Annotated in this window: 15 protein-coding genes, 1 tRNA gene and 1 pseudogene; 3 read left to right on the top strand and 14 right to left on the bottom strand. The window is 40.3% G+C overall.

What is annotated here, in order from left to right:
• Positions 1–20: 20 nt before the first annotated feature.
• The 10 genes and pseudogenes from istB to KCV26_09330 all read right to left on the bottom strand — a co-directional run bounded on the left by istB (position 21) and on the right by KCV26_09330 (position 9,770).
• Complete coding sequence (gene istB / locus KCV26_09375) at positions 21–782, bottom strand: IS21-like element helper ATPase IstB (protein WZX35537.1); 762 nt, start codon at positions 780–782, stop codon at positions 21–23.
• The gene (gene istA / locus KCV26_09370; GenBank protein WZX35536.1) at positions 757–2,349 is read right to left on the bottom strand and encodes an IS21 family transposase; all 1,593 of its coding nucleotides are present in this window, start codon (positions 2,347–2,349) and stop codon (positions 757–759) included. The genes istB and istA overlap by 26 nt, the downstream gene beginning before the upstream one ends.
• A gap of 172 nt (positions 2,350–2,521) precedes the next feature.
• A complete protein-coding gene (locus KCV26_09365; GenBank protein WZX35535.1) occupies positions 2,522–3,517 on the bottom strand; it encodes a hypothetical protein in 996 nt (331 codons plus the stop codon).
• A gap of 2 nt (positions 3,518–3,519) precedes the next feature.
• A complete protein-coding gene (locus tag KCV26_09360) occupies positions 3,520–4,647 on the bottom strand; it encodes a restriction endonuclease subunit S (protein WZX35534.1) in 1,128 nt (375 codons plus the stop codon).
• Entirely contained in the window at positions 4,644–6,212 is a 1,569-nt protein-coding gene (locus tag KCV26_09355) for an SAM-dependent DNA methyltransferase (GenBank protein ID WZX35533.1), read from the bottom strand. Before KCV26_09355 ends, KCV26_09360 begins: the two co-directional genes overlap by 4 nt.
• A 3-nt stretch (positions 6,213–6,215) precedes the next feature.
• Positions 6,216–7,072, bottom strand: a pseudogene (locus tag KCV26_09350) (haloacid dehalogenase-like hydrolase).
• A 4-nt stretch (positions 7,073–7,076) separates the two neighbouring features.
• Positions 7,077–7,277: a helix-turn-helix transcriptional regulator gene (locus KCV26_09345; GenBank protein ID WZX35532.1), complete on the bottom strand. Its 201-nt coding sequence runs from the start codon at positions 7,275–7,277 to the stop codon at positions 7,077–7,079.
• Positions 7,278–7,407: 130 nt separating this feature from the next.
• Positions 7,408–8,595 (bottom strand): relaxase/mobilization nuclease domain-containing protein, encoded by a 1,188-nt coding sequence (locus KCV26_09340; protein WZX35531.1) that lies wholly within the window; start codon positions 8,593–8,595, stop codon positions 7,408–7,410.
• Entirely contained in the window at positions 8,585–8,935 is a 351-nt protein-coding gene (locus KCV26_09335) for a MobC family plasmid mobilization relaxosome protein (GenBank protein WZX35530.1), read from the bottom strand. The genes KCV26_09340 and KCV26_09335 overlap by 11 nt, the downstream gene beginning before the upstream one ends.
• 352 nt (positions 8,936–9,287) lie before the next feature.
• Entirely contained in the window at positions 9,288–9,770 is a 483-nt protein-coding gene (locus KCV26_09330; GenBank protein ID WZX38366.1) for a DUF3408 domain-containing protein, read from the bottom strand.
• Positions 9,771–10,215: 445 nt separating this feature from the next.
• Between KCV26_09330 and KCV26_09325 the strand changes: the two genes are divergently transcribed.
• Both KCV26_09325 and KCV26_09320 read left to right on the top strand, forming a co-directional pair.
• Positions 10,216–10,530: a helix-turn-helix domain-containing protein gene (locus KCV26_09325; protein ID WZX35529.1), complete on the top strand. Its 315-nt coding sequence runs from the start codon at positions 10,216–10,218 to the stop codon at positions 10,528–10,530.
• Between the two features lie 18 nt (positions 10,531–10,548).
• Positions 10,549–10,848, top strand: coding sequence for a helix-turn-helix domain-containing protein (locus tag KCV26_09320; GenBank protein ID WZX35528.1), 300 nt, complete (start codon positions 10,549–10,551; stop codon positions 10,846–10,848).
• 33 nt (positions 10,849–10,881) lie between these two features.
• Here the strand turns inward: KCV26_09320 and KCV26_09315 are convergent, their stop codons facing one another.
• The 4 genes from KCV26_09315 to KCV26_09300 form a co-directional block, all read right to left on the bottom strand.
• Positions 10,882–12,129 (bottom strand): site-specific integrase, encoded by a 1,248-nt coding sequence (locus KCV26_09315; GenBank protein WZX35527.1) that lies wholly within the window; start codon positions 12,127–12,129, stop codon positions 10,882–10,884.
• A 240-nt stretch (positions 12,130–12,369) separates the two neighbouring features.
• Positions 12,370–12,443 (bottom strand) — tRNA-Asp (locus KCV26_09310).
• 108 nt (positions 12,444–12,551) lie between these two features.
• Positions 12,552–14,657 carry a S9 family peptidase gene (locus KCV26_09305; protein ID WZX38365.1) on the bottom strand — a complete coding sequence of 702 codons (2,106 nt, stop codon included), beginning with the start codon at positions 14,655–14,657 and terminating at the stop codon, positions 12,552–12,554.
• A 52-nt stretch (positions 14,658–14,709) separates the two neighbouring features.
• Positions 14,710–15,375: an ABC transporter ATP-binding protein gene (locus KCV26_09300; protein ID WZX35526.1), complete on the bottom strand. Its 666-nt coding sequence runs from the start codon at positions 15,373–15,375 to the stop codon at positions 14,710–14,712.
• A gap of 207 nt (positions 15,376–15,582) precedes the next feature.
• Between KCV26_09300 and pdxH the strand changes: the two genes are divergently transcribed.
• Complete coding sequence (pdxH, locus tag KCV26_09295) at positions 15,583–16,221, top strand: pyridoxamine 5'-phosphate oxidase (protein ID WZX35525.1); 639 nt, start codon at positions 15,583–15,585, stop codon at positions 16,219–16,221.
• Positions 16,222–16,316 lie beyond the last annotated feature (95 nt).

The following is a 16,316-nucleotide window of genomic DNA, read 5'->3' as shown; positions in this document are numbered from 1 at the left end:
CAAAAATAAAGATATTTTCGTTAGTTTTTTTCATTTTCAAAAATTGTTTTTCTGTTTTGCATACGATAGCTTTTTCCTTTTAGTTGTATTAGTTGACATTTATACAGGAAACGGTCTAATAATGCGGTAGCCAGAGTTTCATCATCAAGTGATCTGGCCCACTCGGCGGGTGATTTGTTGGTTGTGATAATAAACGAGGTGGTTTCATATACCTGATTGATAAATACAAAGAACCGGTTACCATCTTCGCGGTTTACCGGAAGTGTCATCACGTCATCAATAATGATCAACTGGGCCTCCGCTAATCGTTTGAACTCTTTGGCTGCATTTTGAGATACATCCTTTAAGCGTAAGGTTGACAGAATATCACTGATATTTCTAAAATATGCCTTATAACCACGCTGTACGGCATCAAAGCCCAAGCCCGCCGAGATATAGGTCTTTCCTGTTCCCGAAGGTCCGGTTAGCATGATGTTGTAACATTGATCCAACCAGTTCAATTCACGCAACTGATTGAGCTGAGTGGGATTCAGGCCACTGGTAAAAGAGTGGTCGTACTGTTCCAGATCGTGGTTGACGGGCAGTCTGGCTAATTTCATTCGTAGCAGCTGCTGTTTGGCTTCGCGCTCCTTGACTTCGTGGGAAAACAGCTTGAACACAAACTCGTCGTAGCTGGGGGCGTCGTTCTGTGCCTCAAGTAGCAAGTTGGTGATATTACTACCGATACCCGACAGGCGCAGACGTGTGGCATGCTTCTTAATTTGTGGTATGTACTGGCTCATGGCTGCTGATGTTCTGGTTAAAGATTAATTCATATTCGCTGATCCTTGACTTGTCAGGCTCCATGTTTGCCAGTAGTTGAGTTTGCGTCCCTCCAAGTGGTTTAAAGGTGGCCTTTTCAGGTGTCTTTTTTACTTTATTGGTACTTTCTAACAGAGATTTGAAATCATTGGCACTAAACAATTCGTTGCGAACACAAAAGTCCAGGGCTTTTTCGGATGCTGCGGCTCCATAACTTTCAGCCAATGCCAACAAGGTGCCGAGTTGATCCCGCACATAACGGGGATAACGTTGATCAATACGATCTACAAAACAAAGAATGGCCGAACTGTGCATAAAAAAGTCCTTTACCCTGGAACGTAACTGGTCCAGCTTGATAGATGTGTCCCGGCGATGATTGCTGTTGATGACATTGTTTCCAACCCCGGCTGGCACCTGATGCCTGGCAATGGTTTGTCCGCCTTGGTCCGAGATGATTAACAGGGAACCATCTTCCTTGAGATGTACACGGGTTTCATCGTTCCTGTAGGTTCCAAAGGGTACGGAATAGCTGTTGCCACGATATTTAACCGTATTGGTCTTTAAAACCCGGTGGCCTTCTTCTCTTGTCTGTGGAAATAACGGATACCATGTCATAAGGTAGGGTTGTTCCCTTGTCCATAGCTCCCGGGGAATCCGTCTGGTAGTGTTATGTACCATTGCATTGCCGGTACGCTCCAGCCAGTTCAGAACCTCGGTATTCAGGTGATTAACGTCAACAAAGGTACGATGGAACAAAAAATTATTCTTTACATACCTTACCGTATTCTCGACTTTACCTTTACTCTGGGGATCTGCCGCACGACAGAACACAACCCGGAAGGGACGGGAGGACTGGTAGCTATTGAAGGTTTCCGTCATTATATAATCACCCAGATTCTCACGATGCAAAAATACGCTGTCCTGATCATAAACAATCTCCTGAGGGATCCCTTTAAAGTAGGAGAAAGCCAGTTCGTGTGCCATTGCGGCACTATCGGATGTAAACGCAGAATCACGAAACAGTACAAACTTTTGCCGGCTATAACAAAGCAACATAATGAAAAAATATACTTTCACCCATTCACCATTACTTGTACGTAACTTCTTCTCTCCAAAATCGACCTGCGCCTGTTCGCCCGGTGCAAGATCAGGTACCGGCGAGTATTGACGCTCACTGGCTGTAACCTTTGGGATGTTCAGCTGCCTGCGCAGATGCATTACGTAATTGTACACGGTTTTGGGGTCAACAGTTGGAAACAAGGGAAAATGCTCTTTTATACGATCGTGAACTACGGATGCAGGAGCATCTTCAAACTGTTTCAGGTAACGAATGATAAATTCTTTATAAGGGTCTAACAGACAGGGTTTGGAAAACTTCTTATCCATAAAATTGTCGAACTCTTCCTCGCTCATGGTGAGCAGCTTCCTTGCTGTGCGGAAATTAATCTGAAGATAATCGGCAATCCGCTGAATGGAAAAGCCCTCGTTTTTGCGAAGTGAATGAATCTGGTGATACATAATAATAAGTCCTTTCTTTTTTGCGTCCATGGCTGTAACCTTTTTAGTTTTGACTGCCAAGATACGCTGGTTAATAAAATTAATACAACTTATTACTGTACTTTTGTTCCCATTTTCACTGTATAATTGTTCCCGTTTTTACTGTAGTCGGATTCCCATTTTCACTGTATTTTTGATTCCTGTTTACACATTTTTTCTATCATTATTCAAATAATTCCATTTGTATCTTGTCCGCTTCTCTTTTTTGCCTATTTCTCCGACCTTCTGGGGTTTCAATAGGGGTATCATTCTCAAAATACTGCTCCACCATTGTCACATCATATCCTTTGATTCTTACCTCTCCTTCACTGTTAATTTTCTTATTTGTTATCAAATGACATAACATTGAAGATCCATTTTTAAACTCTATTTTACCCGTTTGTACCAGTGTTTTGAATTCATTTGACTTCATATTAAATTGAATAACTTCACCATCATATATTCCAACCCATTTATATTTTCCTTTTTTGAGAACAGGCGACACAATCTCAATAATGGCATTTTTATTTACATCCGGATCAATATCATCAGAAGATAGAATATATTGATCAAAAGTGTTTCTAGGTATTTTATACTCTTTAATTACTTGTTTGTTATCGTCAGCAATAGAAAAAGAGACGTCCTGTACCTTTTCGTAGGCATTTACAGTTTCAAAATAGTTGGATTTTTTCTTTTTAAGTACGTTCTCGTCTAGTGCATTGCATAAAGTTTTTGTTTCAAGTTCTATCTTGGCAATATCATATTCTAATTTTGCTCTTTCTTTTTTCTTTTTGAGTTCCCGTATTTCTGGGTCTTCAAAAAATCTCTCTACTGCGGAAGAGGTTGCTATTTGTATCGTTGTAGTAAGCGGTGTAAGTAGAACTTCAGTACATAGATATGTTATAAGCGCTATCTTGAGGGTCTCTTTTGAGGTTATGCTTTTCCGAGATATTTTTTGTTTTGGCTTAAGTTTTAACCAACTCCTAAGTCCTCCATTTGCCAGCGGCTCAGTTTCAATCTCGACCTCTATTTTTAGTTTTATAGCCAGTTCTTTGACAATACCTAAAACCTCATATTCACATTTATTAAACACCACAGCGTTCATCGTATGTGATTCATCATTGAACCAATAATGTAATTCAATGCTATTTGCGGACAGAATTGAAATTGGTGTATTCATATTCAATCATTTTTCATATTTTCCACCACTCCTCTCATTAGCACAGGATAAAGTGGTTTGATTATCCTTTTTAATTGTCCATTGATACGTTTCCGCGTCTCCAAAGTTCGGTAAATGGTAACAATTGCCTTTTGTGATTGAAGGTTGGGAATTGGAATTTTAATCTCCTTAAATCTTTCCCATTCTAAACTTGCTCTTACACTACTGTCACTAATAAACCAACCATATCTGTTAAACTCGGGTCTGTAGAACCACAACATCAGAAATTCAGGCAATATAATACCCTTATCAATCACTTTAAAAACCAGATAAGCAGGAGAGATAATAGCAGGTTCACTGGAGGAGTATAAAACAACTCGTACTGTTTCATCTCTTCCTACCTGCATCGCACTATATGCAAATTGTTCTTGCTGTATAATTTTATATCTTGACAAGTCTGTCTTTGATACATTCGCCTTTGAAGGCATAAAAACCTTATCGACGTTTATTCCTAACAAATTGGTTACTGAATTATCTATATTTCTGTTATCAATAAGCTCAACCAACTCTCCGATAGACTTTTTATACTCAATGTATGTTAGCGAATCCATATATTGATTGCAGATCAATTGTAAATCTTCCAAACTGTTTTCATAGCATTTTTGGTTGTTGAGCAAACCGTTATAAAATGCTACATATTTCCGTTGCTCTTTTATGTCGGGAATGGGGATTTGTATATCACAAAATCGTTCCCAATCCAAACTTGCCCTTACACTACTATCACTGATAAACCAACCGTATCTATCAGATTCCGGTCGATGAAACCACATCATCATAAACTCAGGCAATAATTCGGTTTCGTCATTTACCTCAATTACAGAATAAGCTGGCGAAATAATCGCTGGTTTATCATCTGTATAAAGAGCTATACGAATGGTTTCATCTCTTCCAACCTGCATAGAACTATAGGCAAATTGTCCTTTCTGAATAATTTTATATCTGGACAAATCTGTTTCAGAGGTATTAGCTACAGAAGGCATAAAATTCTTGGAAATATTGATGCCTAGTAAATTTGAAACCACCAAATCTTTATTGCGGTTATCCACCAAATGTATATAATCTCCAATACGTTTGTAGTTATTCAGTTTCATAATTCATATCCCAAAATTTTAAATGCATTAACCAGCTCTTCTTGCGAAGCTCTTTCCTCTTTCAACAATTCCCTAAAATCCTTTTGAATACGTTTCATCTCGGCATCGAAATCTATACCACTATCCTGGTCAATAAATTCGATGTATTTACTTGGAACCAATGAAAAATCATTAGCTGCAATTTCATCAAAATGGGCAGAGTAACAAAATTCCGGTATATTATTATAAACTGTCCCATACTCTTTCTGTTGCCAATTATGGTAATTCTCTGCGACTTTAGCAATTTCATCACCTGAGAGTTCAACATACATCTTCTCAAATTCCTGCCCCCACCGTCTTAAATCCATAAAAAGAACTTCTTTCTCCCGATTACGATAATATCTTACATTTCCATTTATTTCTACAACTCTCTCTTTTTTGTTCTTATTTAAGATCCAAAGCGTTACACTAATATCCGTAGTATAAAATGTATTCCTTGGAATAATAACAATAGCTTCCACCAAATCATTCTCAATAAGCTTTCTACGTATTTTATATTCATCGCCACCTCCACTCAATGCTCCATTGGCAAGAATAAAACCGGCTACTCCATTGTCAGAGAGTTTACTTGCCATATTGAGAATCCAACCGTAATTGGCATTACTTTTTGGAGGCACATCATACCCTTCCCAACGTGGATCGTCTAATAATTCATTTTCACCTCTCCAATCTTTTTGGTTAAATGGTGGATTTGCCATAATATAGTCAGCTTTCAAATCCTTATGCTGATCATCCGAGAATGTATTGGCAGCTTTGGCTCCTAAATTGGCAGAAATTCCCCGTATAGCTAAATTCATTTTTGCCAATTTATAGGTGGTATTGGTATATTCCTGCCCATAAATCGACACTTCCTTTTTGTTCCCATTATGGCTTTCGATAAACCTTACCGATTGCACAAACATACCACCGGAACCACAAGCAGGATCGTAAATGATTCCTTTGTAGGGTTGAATCATTTCAGCAATCAAGTTCACAATACTTTTAGGGGTGTAAAATTCGCCTTTCCCCTTTCCCTCGGCTAATGCAAACTTGGACAAGAAATATTCATAGACACGCCCGACCACATCCTGCTCTTTATCTTTCAGCGTATTTATTTCATTGATTTCATCAATCAAGGAAGCCAATTTAGACGATTCCAATCCTAAGCGGGAAAAATAGTTGTCGGGCAAAGCTCCTTTCAAGCTTTTGTTGTCTTTCTCTATGGTGTGCAAGGCGGTATCAATAATCAAGGCGAGATCATCCTGTTTGGCTTTTTCCTGTATATAACTCCAACGGGATATTTCTTTCAGAAAGAATACATTGCTCATATTATAGAATTCAGGAATTTCTATGTATTTCCCTTTCCCTTCTGCGATCAACTTTGCCCGGTGTTCTTCAAACTTATCACTGACAAATTTAAGAAATATCAATCCCAGCACAACGTGTTTATACTCGGAAGGCTCTACGCTCCCGCGTAATTTGTTTGCTGACTCCCACAAACTGACTTCTATCGGTTTATCTTTTTTTTGATTTGCTTTTTTAGCCATCTCTTATTTTTTAACTGCTTTCGTTTTATGTTTTTTCTGTAAATTATGGAATTCCGTATCTGCTTTTATTTTATCAATAATAGTTTTGACGACATTATGCACTTCTTTATTTTCCGAGTAATCCGCAGAACATACAAAATTGACACGATTTTCATTTATCAATTTAGCTGCTGTTTTCTTTTTTGTCGATCCCGGTTTATACACGGCAATAGAATGACCTCCTTGTTCTTTTATCAACTTCATACAAGGAATGTCTGTCTCTCCATCTCCAAAGTAGATCATGTTTTTGAAAGGAATGGGCCTGTCTTCTTCTGCTACATATTCATTTATCCTCTTATTATCACTGATCCTCTCAATACCTTTATTGATTTTGAATAAGAATTGTGTTTTTGCGGTGTAATCGACTGCAACGGCTGGCCAAACAGCCTTGCCATCGACATCATACAAAAGGAACAAGCATAGATTTTCTTGAATTCTTTGGCTATAGAAGTGCCCTCTATCATTTCTGTCAAGCCCGAGGAGTTAATATAATGCTCAATATTTACCCCAACACTTTTTCCATAGTCGTTGATAAGCTTAAACCAATCCTGAACACCTTTAAACAATTCCACATCTCTCCCGAATTTCCGGAAAGAACTTCTGGACAACGAAATATTTTCGGCTTGCGCTTTCTGTAGCATTAAATACATATAGCACAAAATGCCACTGGCATCATTTTCTTCCGACAGTTTCTTGTTTTGCTCCCAAAAACTTTTAGTATCTTTCCCTATTGCTTGAATAAAACCAAACTCCTGCATATTGCCGGGAGATAATGTACCATCAAAATCGTATATCAATGCTATAGTACTCTTCTTAGCCATATTCTCATTTTTCTTCTTTATTATCGACAATTAAATCTTTCACACTCACCTGTAGTATTTCTGCAATCTGATATAAAGTTTCCAATGGGGGCTGGATTCGATTGCAAGCATAGCTGTTCACAATCTTGAAACTCTTACCGAGCTTCTCTGCAAGCCATGTCTGTTTAATCCCTCTTTCCTGTAATACTTCTTTTATCCGGTTCATTTTGTGGTGATGTTATAAAAGGCAAATATAGGAAATTAAACTGGATAAATATAAGAAATTGTTAATCTAAACACCACGCTTTAAACACTAAATAAAAAACAAAGGTTATAACCTTGCAGAATAGGAATATCTATATCTTTTTCCCTCTATTCTTATTTAAGACAATAGGCTGTTTTTGTTTAGCTTCGCTCATTTGGAATTTCGACAATCTCGGATCATCCCACGCTTCCTGATATTGAGAATCAGTTTTATTTGTTTTCCAAAGATACGGATAAGCATAACTCCCGATGCCATACCATTTAACTTTTGCTTTGACAACCTGACCGTTTTCCACAAGTATCTTGTCTCTCAAACGCATTTCGTATTTCCCATACCGTACAAATGTATCGGGATGTTCATTGCTGAAAAAGAGTTTATTCTTTTCGTCGTTGAGAAAAACAAACGAGGAAAATTTACCTTTTCCGTTATTTCGATTCATGTTTTCAAGATAAATCCATCCGCCATTTCTCAATACTGTTTCTTGTGCGAGAGTAATCTCGATTCCCCGTATAACACGGTTTTCTTCGATTTGAGATACTTGTTTTTTCTCTTCTGATTGATTCTTCTGAAACACTTTCTTGAGGTTTCCGTAACTAAATTTCCTATCCACTTGGGAACCTTTGAAAGAAAAATCGCCGTAACGAAATGATAATCCTTCCACTTCTCCCGTTGTTCTTTTCAACTTAAACTCTGTCTTAATTTCCGATTTTAAAAGTAAGGATTGGAGTTCTTTTTCATCTTTACACTGTGATAAAACTGCTTTAATTGTATCATAAATATGATATTTGACCTTATCGGGATTCTTTAATTTCTCTCTCTTAACTCTTTCCTTACCCTTTCCGTATGTCAATCCATGCTTGTCTTTGAGCTTTTTGCAGACCTTGATATTGCGCTTATAATCATGATTGACGGATATTAATTTTAGATCGTTATTGATACGGTTGTACACAATATGCAGATGCTCATTACCGGTATTATGATGGCGGACAATAATATATTGGGTATTGCGGATACCCATTTCTTCCATATATTCTTTGACCAATTGTACCATAAAATCATTCGTCATCCGCTCCTTATCTTCAGGAGCAAACGATATAGGGATGTGTCCGACAGGTTGCTTTACTTCTCTCCTACCGGAACGTTGCATGACAAAACTGCGAATAATTTCTTCAGACGTTCCTGCCACTACACCTTCCACTTCGAGCAATTGAGCGGTATCGTTCATCACATAACGAACACAGCCTTTGAATGACTTCCCTTTGATATTCTTAGCGATCATTCAATATACTTTTGATTTGGCTCATAATCTTCATTATCTCAATTGCTTCCATAATATATCCGGCCTGATTTGCCTTTTTAGCAATCTGATTTAGGTTGTTTGCTATACCTGCCAACTTACGCATTAAGTCGAGTTCTTCTAACGTAAAACGAGATTTAACACTTCCTTTAAGTACCATTTCCCGAACATATTGTGTGGCTTTCATACCTAATTTTTCCGCTTTCTCCCTTATTCTATTGAAATCCGCCTCGGTCAATTTGAGATTAATCGAAGTGGATAGTTTCGTTTTTTCTTTCGCAGGACGACCTCGCTTTCGTTTATTTCTCTCTCTGTTTTCCATAATATTTATCTTTTAATGGTTATGGAATTTTTCCGGCTATGCAGATAGCCGTGCAAGCCAAAGAGGAAGCGACCAACGGGAGATGAAACGCAGGCTTGCACGACAATCCTAAAGCAATGAGACCATCGGGAGCATCGCAAAGGGATTGTCAAGCGACCTTGAACCTGCCGACCATCGGGAGCGGGTTTTAAAGGTCGCAGCCCCGCAGGGCAAGGTATGCACTGGAGGAACCGGAAAAGCCCCTCAGGGATTTTTGGGTTACCCGTGCGATTACCTTGCTCCCGAACATCCCATGTTCCATTAGAAAAGATAAGCTGCAAGATATCACAGCTTATCCTTTCGTAACCGGAGGTTACAACTTTCGCCATACCTCGATATCTTCATGGTATGCGCTCAGGTGATGACGGGCTAAATTCTCTACAAAGCCCGACACACTCAATCGCCGTCCGCCTAATTTACGGACGATCTCATCCAGCCGATCCCGCACCTCACGGCTGACAAAGACCGGTTTACGGTCATCCAGCTTCGGAACTTGCAAGAAGGTGTCACGATATTCATCCAATGATTCTTTCCGATGCTTGCTACTGATACGCTTGGGCACAGTCGGAACTTTTGGTGTGGTAGATACTTTTGGTTCCGAAGACATAATTTCATCAGTTTCAATCGTTTTATCAGTTTCGGTTGTATTGACAGTATCGTTAGTATAAACACTATCGTTTGTACCACTTGCATCATCAGCATCTCTACCGAAACTATCCATCAAATCATTTGGAAGAAGTTTTTTAATTGAGGAATCAGAATCTTCCGGTGTTCTCCGTTTTACGCTCCCTGGCATCAGGGGATTAAAATCACCCGGTACTTGTTTCTTCTCACTACCTTTTCTTTGCATTGCACTGTTCGCTTCTTTTCTTTCCATACTTTTCAGTCTTTTATAAGTGAATATTACGGCTGCTGTATATACAGTAAACCGATTGTCGCTTGCAAAGAAAAGTCTATTAATCAGTATTGTATTTACGCTGGATTCATATGGGATATTCTGTAATATATTTCAATATTGGTCTCATTGCAGAGGGTGCAAACTTCATCATTATGCAGAGTAGACAAGAATTAGTCCTACTATTCTCTTTATTCGAGATACTTTGTCTATCAAACATATCAAATATTGGCTTCGTGCATAGTCAAATCGACGCCACACACTTCCATCTCATTACCAACCCATTGTAGTATGGTATTTTCTTCTTTCCTTCGTCAAAAAATATCAAGAACAGAAACTAAAACATATGGATATTGTAAATATTGAAGCTAAAACATTCGAGGCGATGCTTTCGAAATTCGAGAGCTTTGCAGCCCGAATGGAACATCTCTGCCGCTTGCATAGCGACAAGGACATGAAAGAGTGGTTAGACAATCAGGACGTATGCCTACTTCTGAATATATCTCCGAGAACGTTACAAACATTTCGGGATAATGGAACGCTGGCTTACTCCCAAATCAATCACAAGATTTATTACAAACCTGCCGACGTGGAACGTATTCTGCCACTCGTTGAAAAAAAGCGGAAACAGGTGGCATATAAAACAGGGAGGAAGATATAACCAATTAAAAACAAGAATATGAGCAATGAGTTAATTACACCAGAGAACAATGAAAGGGTAAAATCTTTTTTTCTTTCATTGGATCGTCTTGCGTCGGCAATGGAACGCCTATTCGTCAGTCGCAAACCGACTTTGAACGGAGAGAGTTTCTATACAGACGAAGAGTTATCAAAGAAATTGAAATTAAGCCGGAGAAGTCTCCAAGACTACAGAAATGAAGGACGTATCCCTTATATCAAGTTGGGAGGAAAAATTTTGTATCGGGCTTCGGATATAGAGAAATTGCTGGAAGAAGGGTATCGGGATAGCTGGAAATAACTGACTGTCTCCAAACTACCCCCACCTCCTTGATTATTCTTTTCCTTTTTCGACTGATAAACCACCAAAGCATTTTTCCACGTCAGCCATATCCCGCATAATTGACTGGTCGAGAACCTTGGCGTAATGCTGGGTCATTTTCGTATTGGAATGTCCGAGTATCTTGGCAACATTCTCCATCGACACATTATTGGCTAAGAAAACAACGGTAGCTGCGGTATGTCGGGCTACGTGGGTGCTTAGTTTTTTCTTGATTCCGCACAAGTCGGCAATTTCTTTCAGATAGGCATTGAGTTTTTGATTACTCATGACAGGGAGCAATACATTCTTTTTCACGCATTCAGGATGATTGGCATATTTCTCTATCAATCCCTTTGTAACAGACAATACCGGAATATTACTCATGTTACCGGTCTTCTGCCGTGGCTTTCGAATCCATAATGCGCCATTGTTATCTTTCATCAGATGTTCCGAAGTGAGATTCTTGACATCTATAAATGCCAAACCGGTGAAAGCACAAAAAACGAAAACATCCCTCACAAGGGCGAGGCGTGGCAGAGTGAACTCCTTATTCATAATCCGCTCCAATTCTTCCTGCGTAAGAAATTCCACATGGGTTTCATCATGCTTGAATTGGATTCCAAAGAAAGGGTCTTTTTTCATCCAGTCGTTTGCCAAAGCAATGCGGATGATTTTCTTCAAGTTTTTCAAATGCTTGATACTGGAATTATTCTGGCACTTACGAACGGTTTTCAGATAGAAATCGAAATCGCTTACAAATTGACTGTTAATCTCCGATAAGAGCATATCATCTTTGCCATATTGGTGTTGCATGTATTCCTGAAGATGAGATAACGAGGTGTCAAATTTTTCGACGGTAGATTTGGTAAAATCAATACCGATCAATGCACGGCATTTCTTGTTATGCTCCCGATAAACATCTACAATGGTTTTATCATTTTCATCCCGACCATAGAAACTATCACGCAAAGCTTTCGCAGTAATCTGTCTGCCGTCAATCTCAAAAGTACGGTGGATTTGATACATCCGCATTTTGAGCGTTTCGAGATAGTGATTCAACTCTCGGTCTTTTACCGTCTTTCCGGAACTGGATTCCCGACGTTGATCCCACATCTTGGCCTGAATACTCCGTTTAGTGGTAATATCGGCAACCTCTCCGTTTACCGTAACACGTAAATAAATAGGGGCTTCTCCATTCTTAAGAAGCCTGTGCCTTCTGATTACAAAAAGCAAATTGAACGTTGATTTAATTACATTCATGGGCTTTAAAATTTAGTTTTGCAAAGTTACTTTATGCAGCCCATTAACAAGATATGCAAATTATTGAAAATCAACGAATAAAAACCCAAATCGTGGGCAAAAAATCAGGATTAAAAAAGCCCACGATTTGTGCCGTGAATAGTGCGTTAAACCGCTATTTTTTGTGGACAAGGGATATAAAGAAAAAGCCCTGAAACCATTGGATTTCAGAGCTTTGCTTAATCTTTCAACTTTTATCTGCGGTATGGACGGGACTCGAACCCGCGACCCCCTGCGTGACAGGCAGGTATTCTAACCAACTGAACTACCACACCGTTTGCAAATCGTTTTCGATAGCGAGTGCAAAGGTAGCTATATTTTTAAAACCTGCAAATATTTCACCGTATTTTTTTCCTTTTTCTTGCACTCGTTATCGAAACTGATTATTGTGTATTTACCTTCCCTCCTGGTTTTAACCATTGATCGAACCACCTGAAAAATTCACGCTGAAATAAAATTCCGTTTTGCGGCTTCGAAATCCAATGATTCTCGTCGGGAAAAATAAGCATCCGCGAAGGAATTCCACGAAGTTGTGCCGCATTGAACGCCATCATTCCTTGTGACGCCAGGATACGATAATCAAGTTCGCCGTGTGTAATCATAATAGGCGTGTCCCATTTATCCACAAAGCGATGAGGGGACGTAGCGTATGTTTTCTGCGCTACTGCATTTAATTTATCCCAATAAGGCCCTCCCATATCCCAGTTGGCAAACCACATCTCTTCGGTCTCGAGATATTGCGCTTCCAGATTAAAAATTCCCGCATGCGACAAGAATGCTTTAAACCTCTTGTCGTGATTACCGGCAAGCCAGTAAACGGAAAAGCCGCCATAACTTGCCCCGGTACAGCCTAAGCGGGTTTCATCAACATACGGTTCTTGAGCGAGAGCATCGATGGCGGAGAGATAATCTTTCATGTTCTGCCCACCGTAATCACCGCTGATCTGTTCGTTCCATTCCTGTCCGAATCCCGGCAACCCACGACGGTTGGGCGCCACAACAATATATCCATTGGCGGCCATCATTTGCAGGTTCCACCGGTAAGACCAGAACTGGCTTACCGTGCTTTGAGGACCGCCCTGGCAATACAACAATGCCGGATAAGTCTTTGTAGAATCGAAGTCAGGCGGATAAACTATCCAGGTCAACATCTGTTTTCCGTCAGTAGTCTCAATCCAGCGCTCTTCCGTTTCGCCCATGGTCAGCTGCTCCAGGATGTGTTTGTTCTCAAACGAAATTTCAGTGGCTTGCCCGTTGGTAAGTTCAACGGAGTATATCTCGTCGGGTTGCGACATGGAATGGCGTTTTGCTATAAGCTTTCCGTTTCCAAGCGCAACGGATGCATAGTCGTGCTTGCCTTTGGTTATTGGCGAAATCTGTTTCGACCGGATATCGGCAGAGAACAGCTGCGTTTTGGCTTCAACGCAAGCCACCAAATAAAGGGTTTTATTATCCGTGTTCCAGACAAATGCATCGGTATTGTAGTCGAAATTCTCCGTCACATACGTCTTATCACCCGTTGCCAGGTCCATCACAAACAGCCTGTTTTTATCGGCCTCATATCCGTCACGCTCCATGCTTTGCCAGGCAAGTTTTGAACCGTCGGGCGAAAACTGCGGATTCACATCGTAACCCATCATTCCTTCGGTCATGTTTGTTGTTTTTCCGCTTTCCACATCGTAAAAAAAGATATCGGAATTGGTGGAAACGGCGTATTCCTTTCCTGTTTTTTTACGGGAGGTGTATGCGATGGTTTTCCCGTCGGGGCTCCAGGCCAGTTGTTCTATCCCGCCAAAAGGCAGCATGGGGGCCTCATAAGGCTCATCCTGGAGTAAATCAATAATGTTCGATACTTTATCGTCGCTGAAATCAGCCACAAACGTGTGCGGGATTTCTTCCACCCAACTGTCCCAATGCTTGTACATCAGGTTATCCACGATCCTGCCCGATGCCTCCGGCAAATCGGGATGCTTATCTTTTATGGCCTCCCCCACTTTTACGTTCTTGATGAACAGCACCTTTTTATTGTCTGGTGAAAAAACAAAACCAGTTATTCCTTCCTCCACATCGGTTATCTTTTTCATTCCGCTACCGTCGGGATTCATGATCCATATTTGTGATGTCCCGCTTTCGTTGCTTATGAACGCGACCTTCTTCCCCCCCGAGATCCATTGCGGATTGCTCTCTCTGGCATTGGTGACTGTTAATTGTTTTTTATCGCTCCCATCAGTATTCATCACAAAAAGTTCGGGATTGGTCTTGTTCTGTTTAATATCGACGTAGGTAACCTGATAAAGTATTTTCGACTTGTCCGGAGACACTTCCACACTTCCTATACGTCCAAAACTATACAAAACCTCCGGGGTTATTAACCCATTCTCCACTTTTATTTTTGATCTCCCTATAGCTTCCCCCAGGTTCTTTGAATCAGTATCCGATTTCTGTTCGTTGTTACATGAGAGTAACAGTCCAGTCGTTGCCATTACCATAATAAAAAACGATTTTAGTTTCATAGAATACTTGTTTTTTGCCATTTGATTTTTAATCTGAAATCTTTTCAACAATTCTCCCATCCATCATATGAATGGTTCGATCTGTAATGGATGCCAGTTGTTCGTCATGTGTTACAATGATAAACGTTTGATTTAGCTGGCTGCGAAGTTCAAAAAACAATGAATGCAGTTCGGCTTTATTATCGGTATCAAGGCTTCCCGAAGGCTCATCGGCAAAAACGACTACGGGATCGTTTATCAGTGCGCGGGCAACTGCCACACGCTGTTTTTCTCCTCCGGATAGTTCAGCAGGCTTGTGTTCCATTCGTTCACTCAGCCCCATCATAGCCAAAAGTTTTTTTGCTTTTTTCTCCGCCGCACCCTGCTTCATGTTACCGATCAGTGCGGGTATCATAACGTTTTCCAAAGCCGTAAATTCCGGCAGAAGTTGATGGAACTGAAAAACAAACCCGATATTCTTGTTACGAAAATCCGCAAGTTTTTTCTCGCTGAGTTTACTCAGGTCGTTGTTGTCAATCATTACCTTTCCGGAATTTGCCTTTTCAAGTGTGCCCATAATCATCAACAGCGTGGTTTTTCCTGCACCGCTGGGACCCACGATCGATACGATCTCCCCTTTACCCACTTCCAAATCAATTCCCTTCAACACCTGAAGGTCACCAAAACTCTTGTGTACCTGTTTAACGTTTATCATTCGAAACATTATTTCTAAATCCTGTGCGAAGATAGCAAATTACTCTGTTTTATTGAATTCAATAGGGTTACAAGAAAAAATCGTTAGTATTTATTAACTAAACCTCACCGTCGGATAGCTATTGCATGGCTTATATTTGCAGAGCAACTCACCGTAAGGATGGACAGCTACAGGTTGTCCGCTTTCTTTATCTAAAAAGGATCGCATATGAAAAAGCTGTTTGATTTCAGGGAAGAATATAAAACCGGAGAATTGAATGAATCGGGGGTGAAAGCAAACCCGATGGAACAATTTCAGTTGTGGCTGCAGGCGGCTATCGACTCGAAAATACCGGAACCAAACGCCATGACTATTGCAACATGTACCGCAAATGGAAAACCTTCCGCCAGGGTAGTGTTATTAAAAGAAATAAATAAAAGCGGGTTTGTCTTTTTCACCAATTATCTTAGCCGGAAAGGCAGGGAGTTACTCGAAAATCCATTTGCCGCACTTGTTTTCGACTGGCATTCCATCGAACGCCAGGTCCGCGTTGAAGGACGGGTAGAAAGACTTCCTGTTCATGACTCCGATACATATTTTAACGAGCGTCCCCGAGAAGCACAAATCGGTGCCTGGAGTTCACAGCAAAGTAAAATATTAAATAACCGTGAAGAGTTGGAACAACGTCAAGTCTCTTTCGAAGAAAAATTCAACAATCGTAAAATTTTCCGCCCGTCCAATTGGGGAGGATTTATTCTTCTCCCCGCAACTATCGAATTCTGGCAGGGACGTCCAGGACGATTGCACGACAGACTTGTTTATCTTAGGACAGAAGAAGGGTGGACGTTGCACAGACTGGCACCTTGAAGTAGCGCCTGCTTCAGCTTCCCATGAATACGAAAGCGTCGCCTATAGGATAAATCAGTCAACATGTATGGACATATATTAAATCGACTACAGGT

It is taken from the genome of Petrimonas sulfuriphila (genome assembly GCA_038561985.1).
Classification (GTDB): Bacteria; Bacteroidota; Bacteroidia; order Bacteroidales; family Dysgonomonadaceae; genus Petrimonas; species Petrimonas sulfuriphila.
This window is presented reverse-complemented; position numbering and strand designations above follow the sequence as displayed.

Excerpts from the sequence above, each read along its gene's own strand:
- istB (WZX35537.1), bottom strand. The coding sequence starts at position 782 with ATGAGCCAGTACATACCACAAATTAAGAAGCATGCCACACGTCTGCGC.
- istA (WZX35536.1), bottom strand. The coding sequence starts at position 2,349 with ATGGACGCAAAAAAGAAAGGACTTATTATTATGTATCACCAGATTCAT.
- KCV26_09365 (WZX35535.1), bottom strand. The coding sequence starts at position 3,517 with ATGAATACACCAATTTCAATTCTGTCCGCAAATAGCATTGAATTACAT.
- KCV26_09360 (WZX35534.1), bottom strand. The coding sequence starts at position 4,647 with ATGAAACTGAATAACTACAAACGTATTGGAGATTATATACATTTGGTG.
- KCV26_09355 (WZX35533.1), bottom strand. The coding sequence starts at position 6,212 with ATGGCTAAAAAAGCAAATCAAAAAAAAGATAAACCGATAGAAGTCAGT.
- KCV26_09345 (WZX35532.1), bottom strand. The coding sequence starts at position 7,277 with ATGAACCGGATAAAAGAAGTATTACAGGAAAGAGGGATTAAACAGACA.
- KCV26_09340 (WZX35531.1), bottom strand. The coding sequence starts at position 8,595 with ATGATCGCTAAGAATATCAAAGGGAAGTCATTCAAAGGCTGTGTTCGT.
- KCV26_09335 (WZX35530.1), bottom strand. The coding sequence starts at position 8,935 with ATGGAAAACAGAGAGAGAAATAAACGAAAGCGAGGTCGTCCTGCGAAA.
- KCV26_09330 (WZX38366.1), bottom strand. The coding sequence starts at position 9,770 with ATGCCAGGGAGCGTAAAACGGAGAACACCGGAAGATTCTGATTCCTCA.
- KCV26_09325 (WZX35529.1), top strand. The coding sequence starts at position 10,216 with ATGGATATTGTAAATATTGAAGCTAAAACATTCGAGGCGATGCTTTCG.
- KCV26_09320 (WZX35528.1), top strand. The coding sequence starts at position 10,549 with ATGAGCAATGAGTTAATTACACCAGAGAACAATGAAAGGGTAAAATCT.
- KCV26_09315 (WZX35527.1), bottom strand. The coding sequence starts at position 12,129 with ATGAATGTAATTAAATCAACGTTCAATTTGCTTTTTGTAATCAGAAGG.
- KCV26_09305 (WZX38365.1), bottom strand. The coding sequence starts at position 14,657 with ATGGTAATGGCAACGACTGGACTGTTACTCTCATGTAACAACGAACAG.
- KCV26_09300 (WZX35526.1), bottom strand. The coding sequence starts at position 15,375 with ATGATAAACGTTAAACAGGTACACAAGAGTTTTGGTGACCTTCAGGTG.
- pdxH (WZX35525.1), top strand. The coding sequence starts at position 15,583 with ATGAAAAAGCTGTTTGATTTCAGGGAAGAATATAAAACCGGAGAATTG.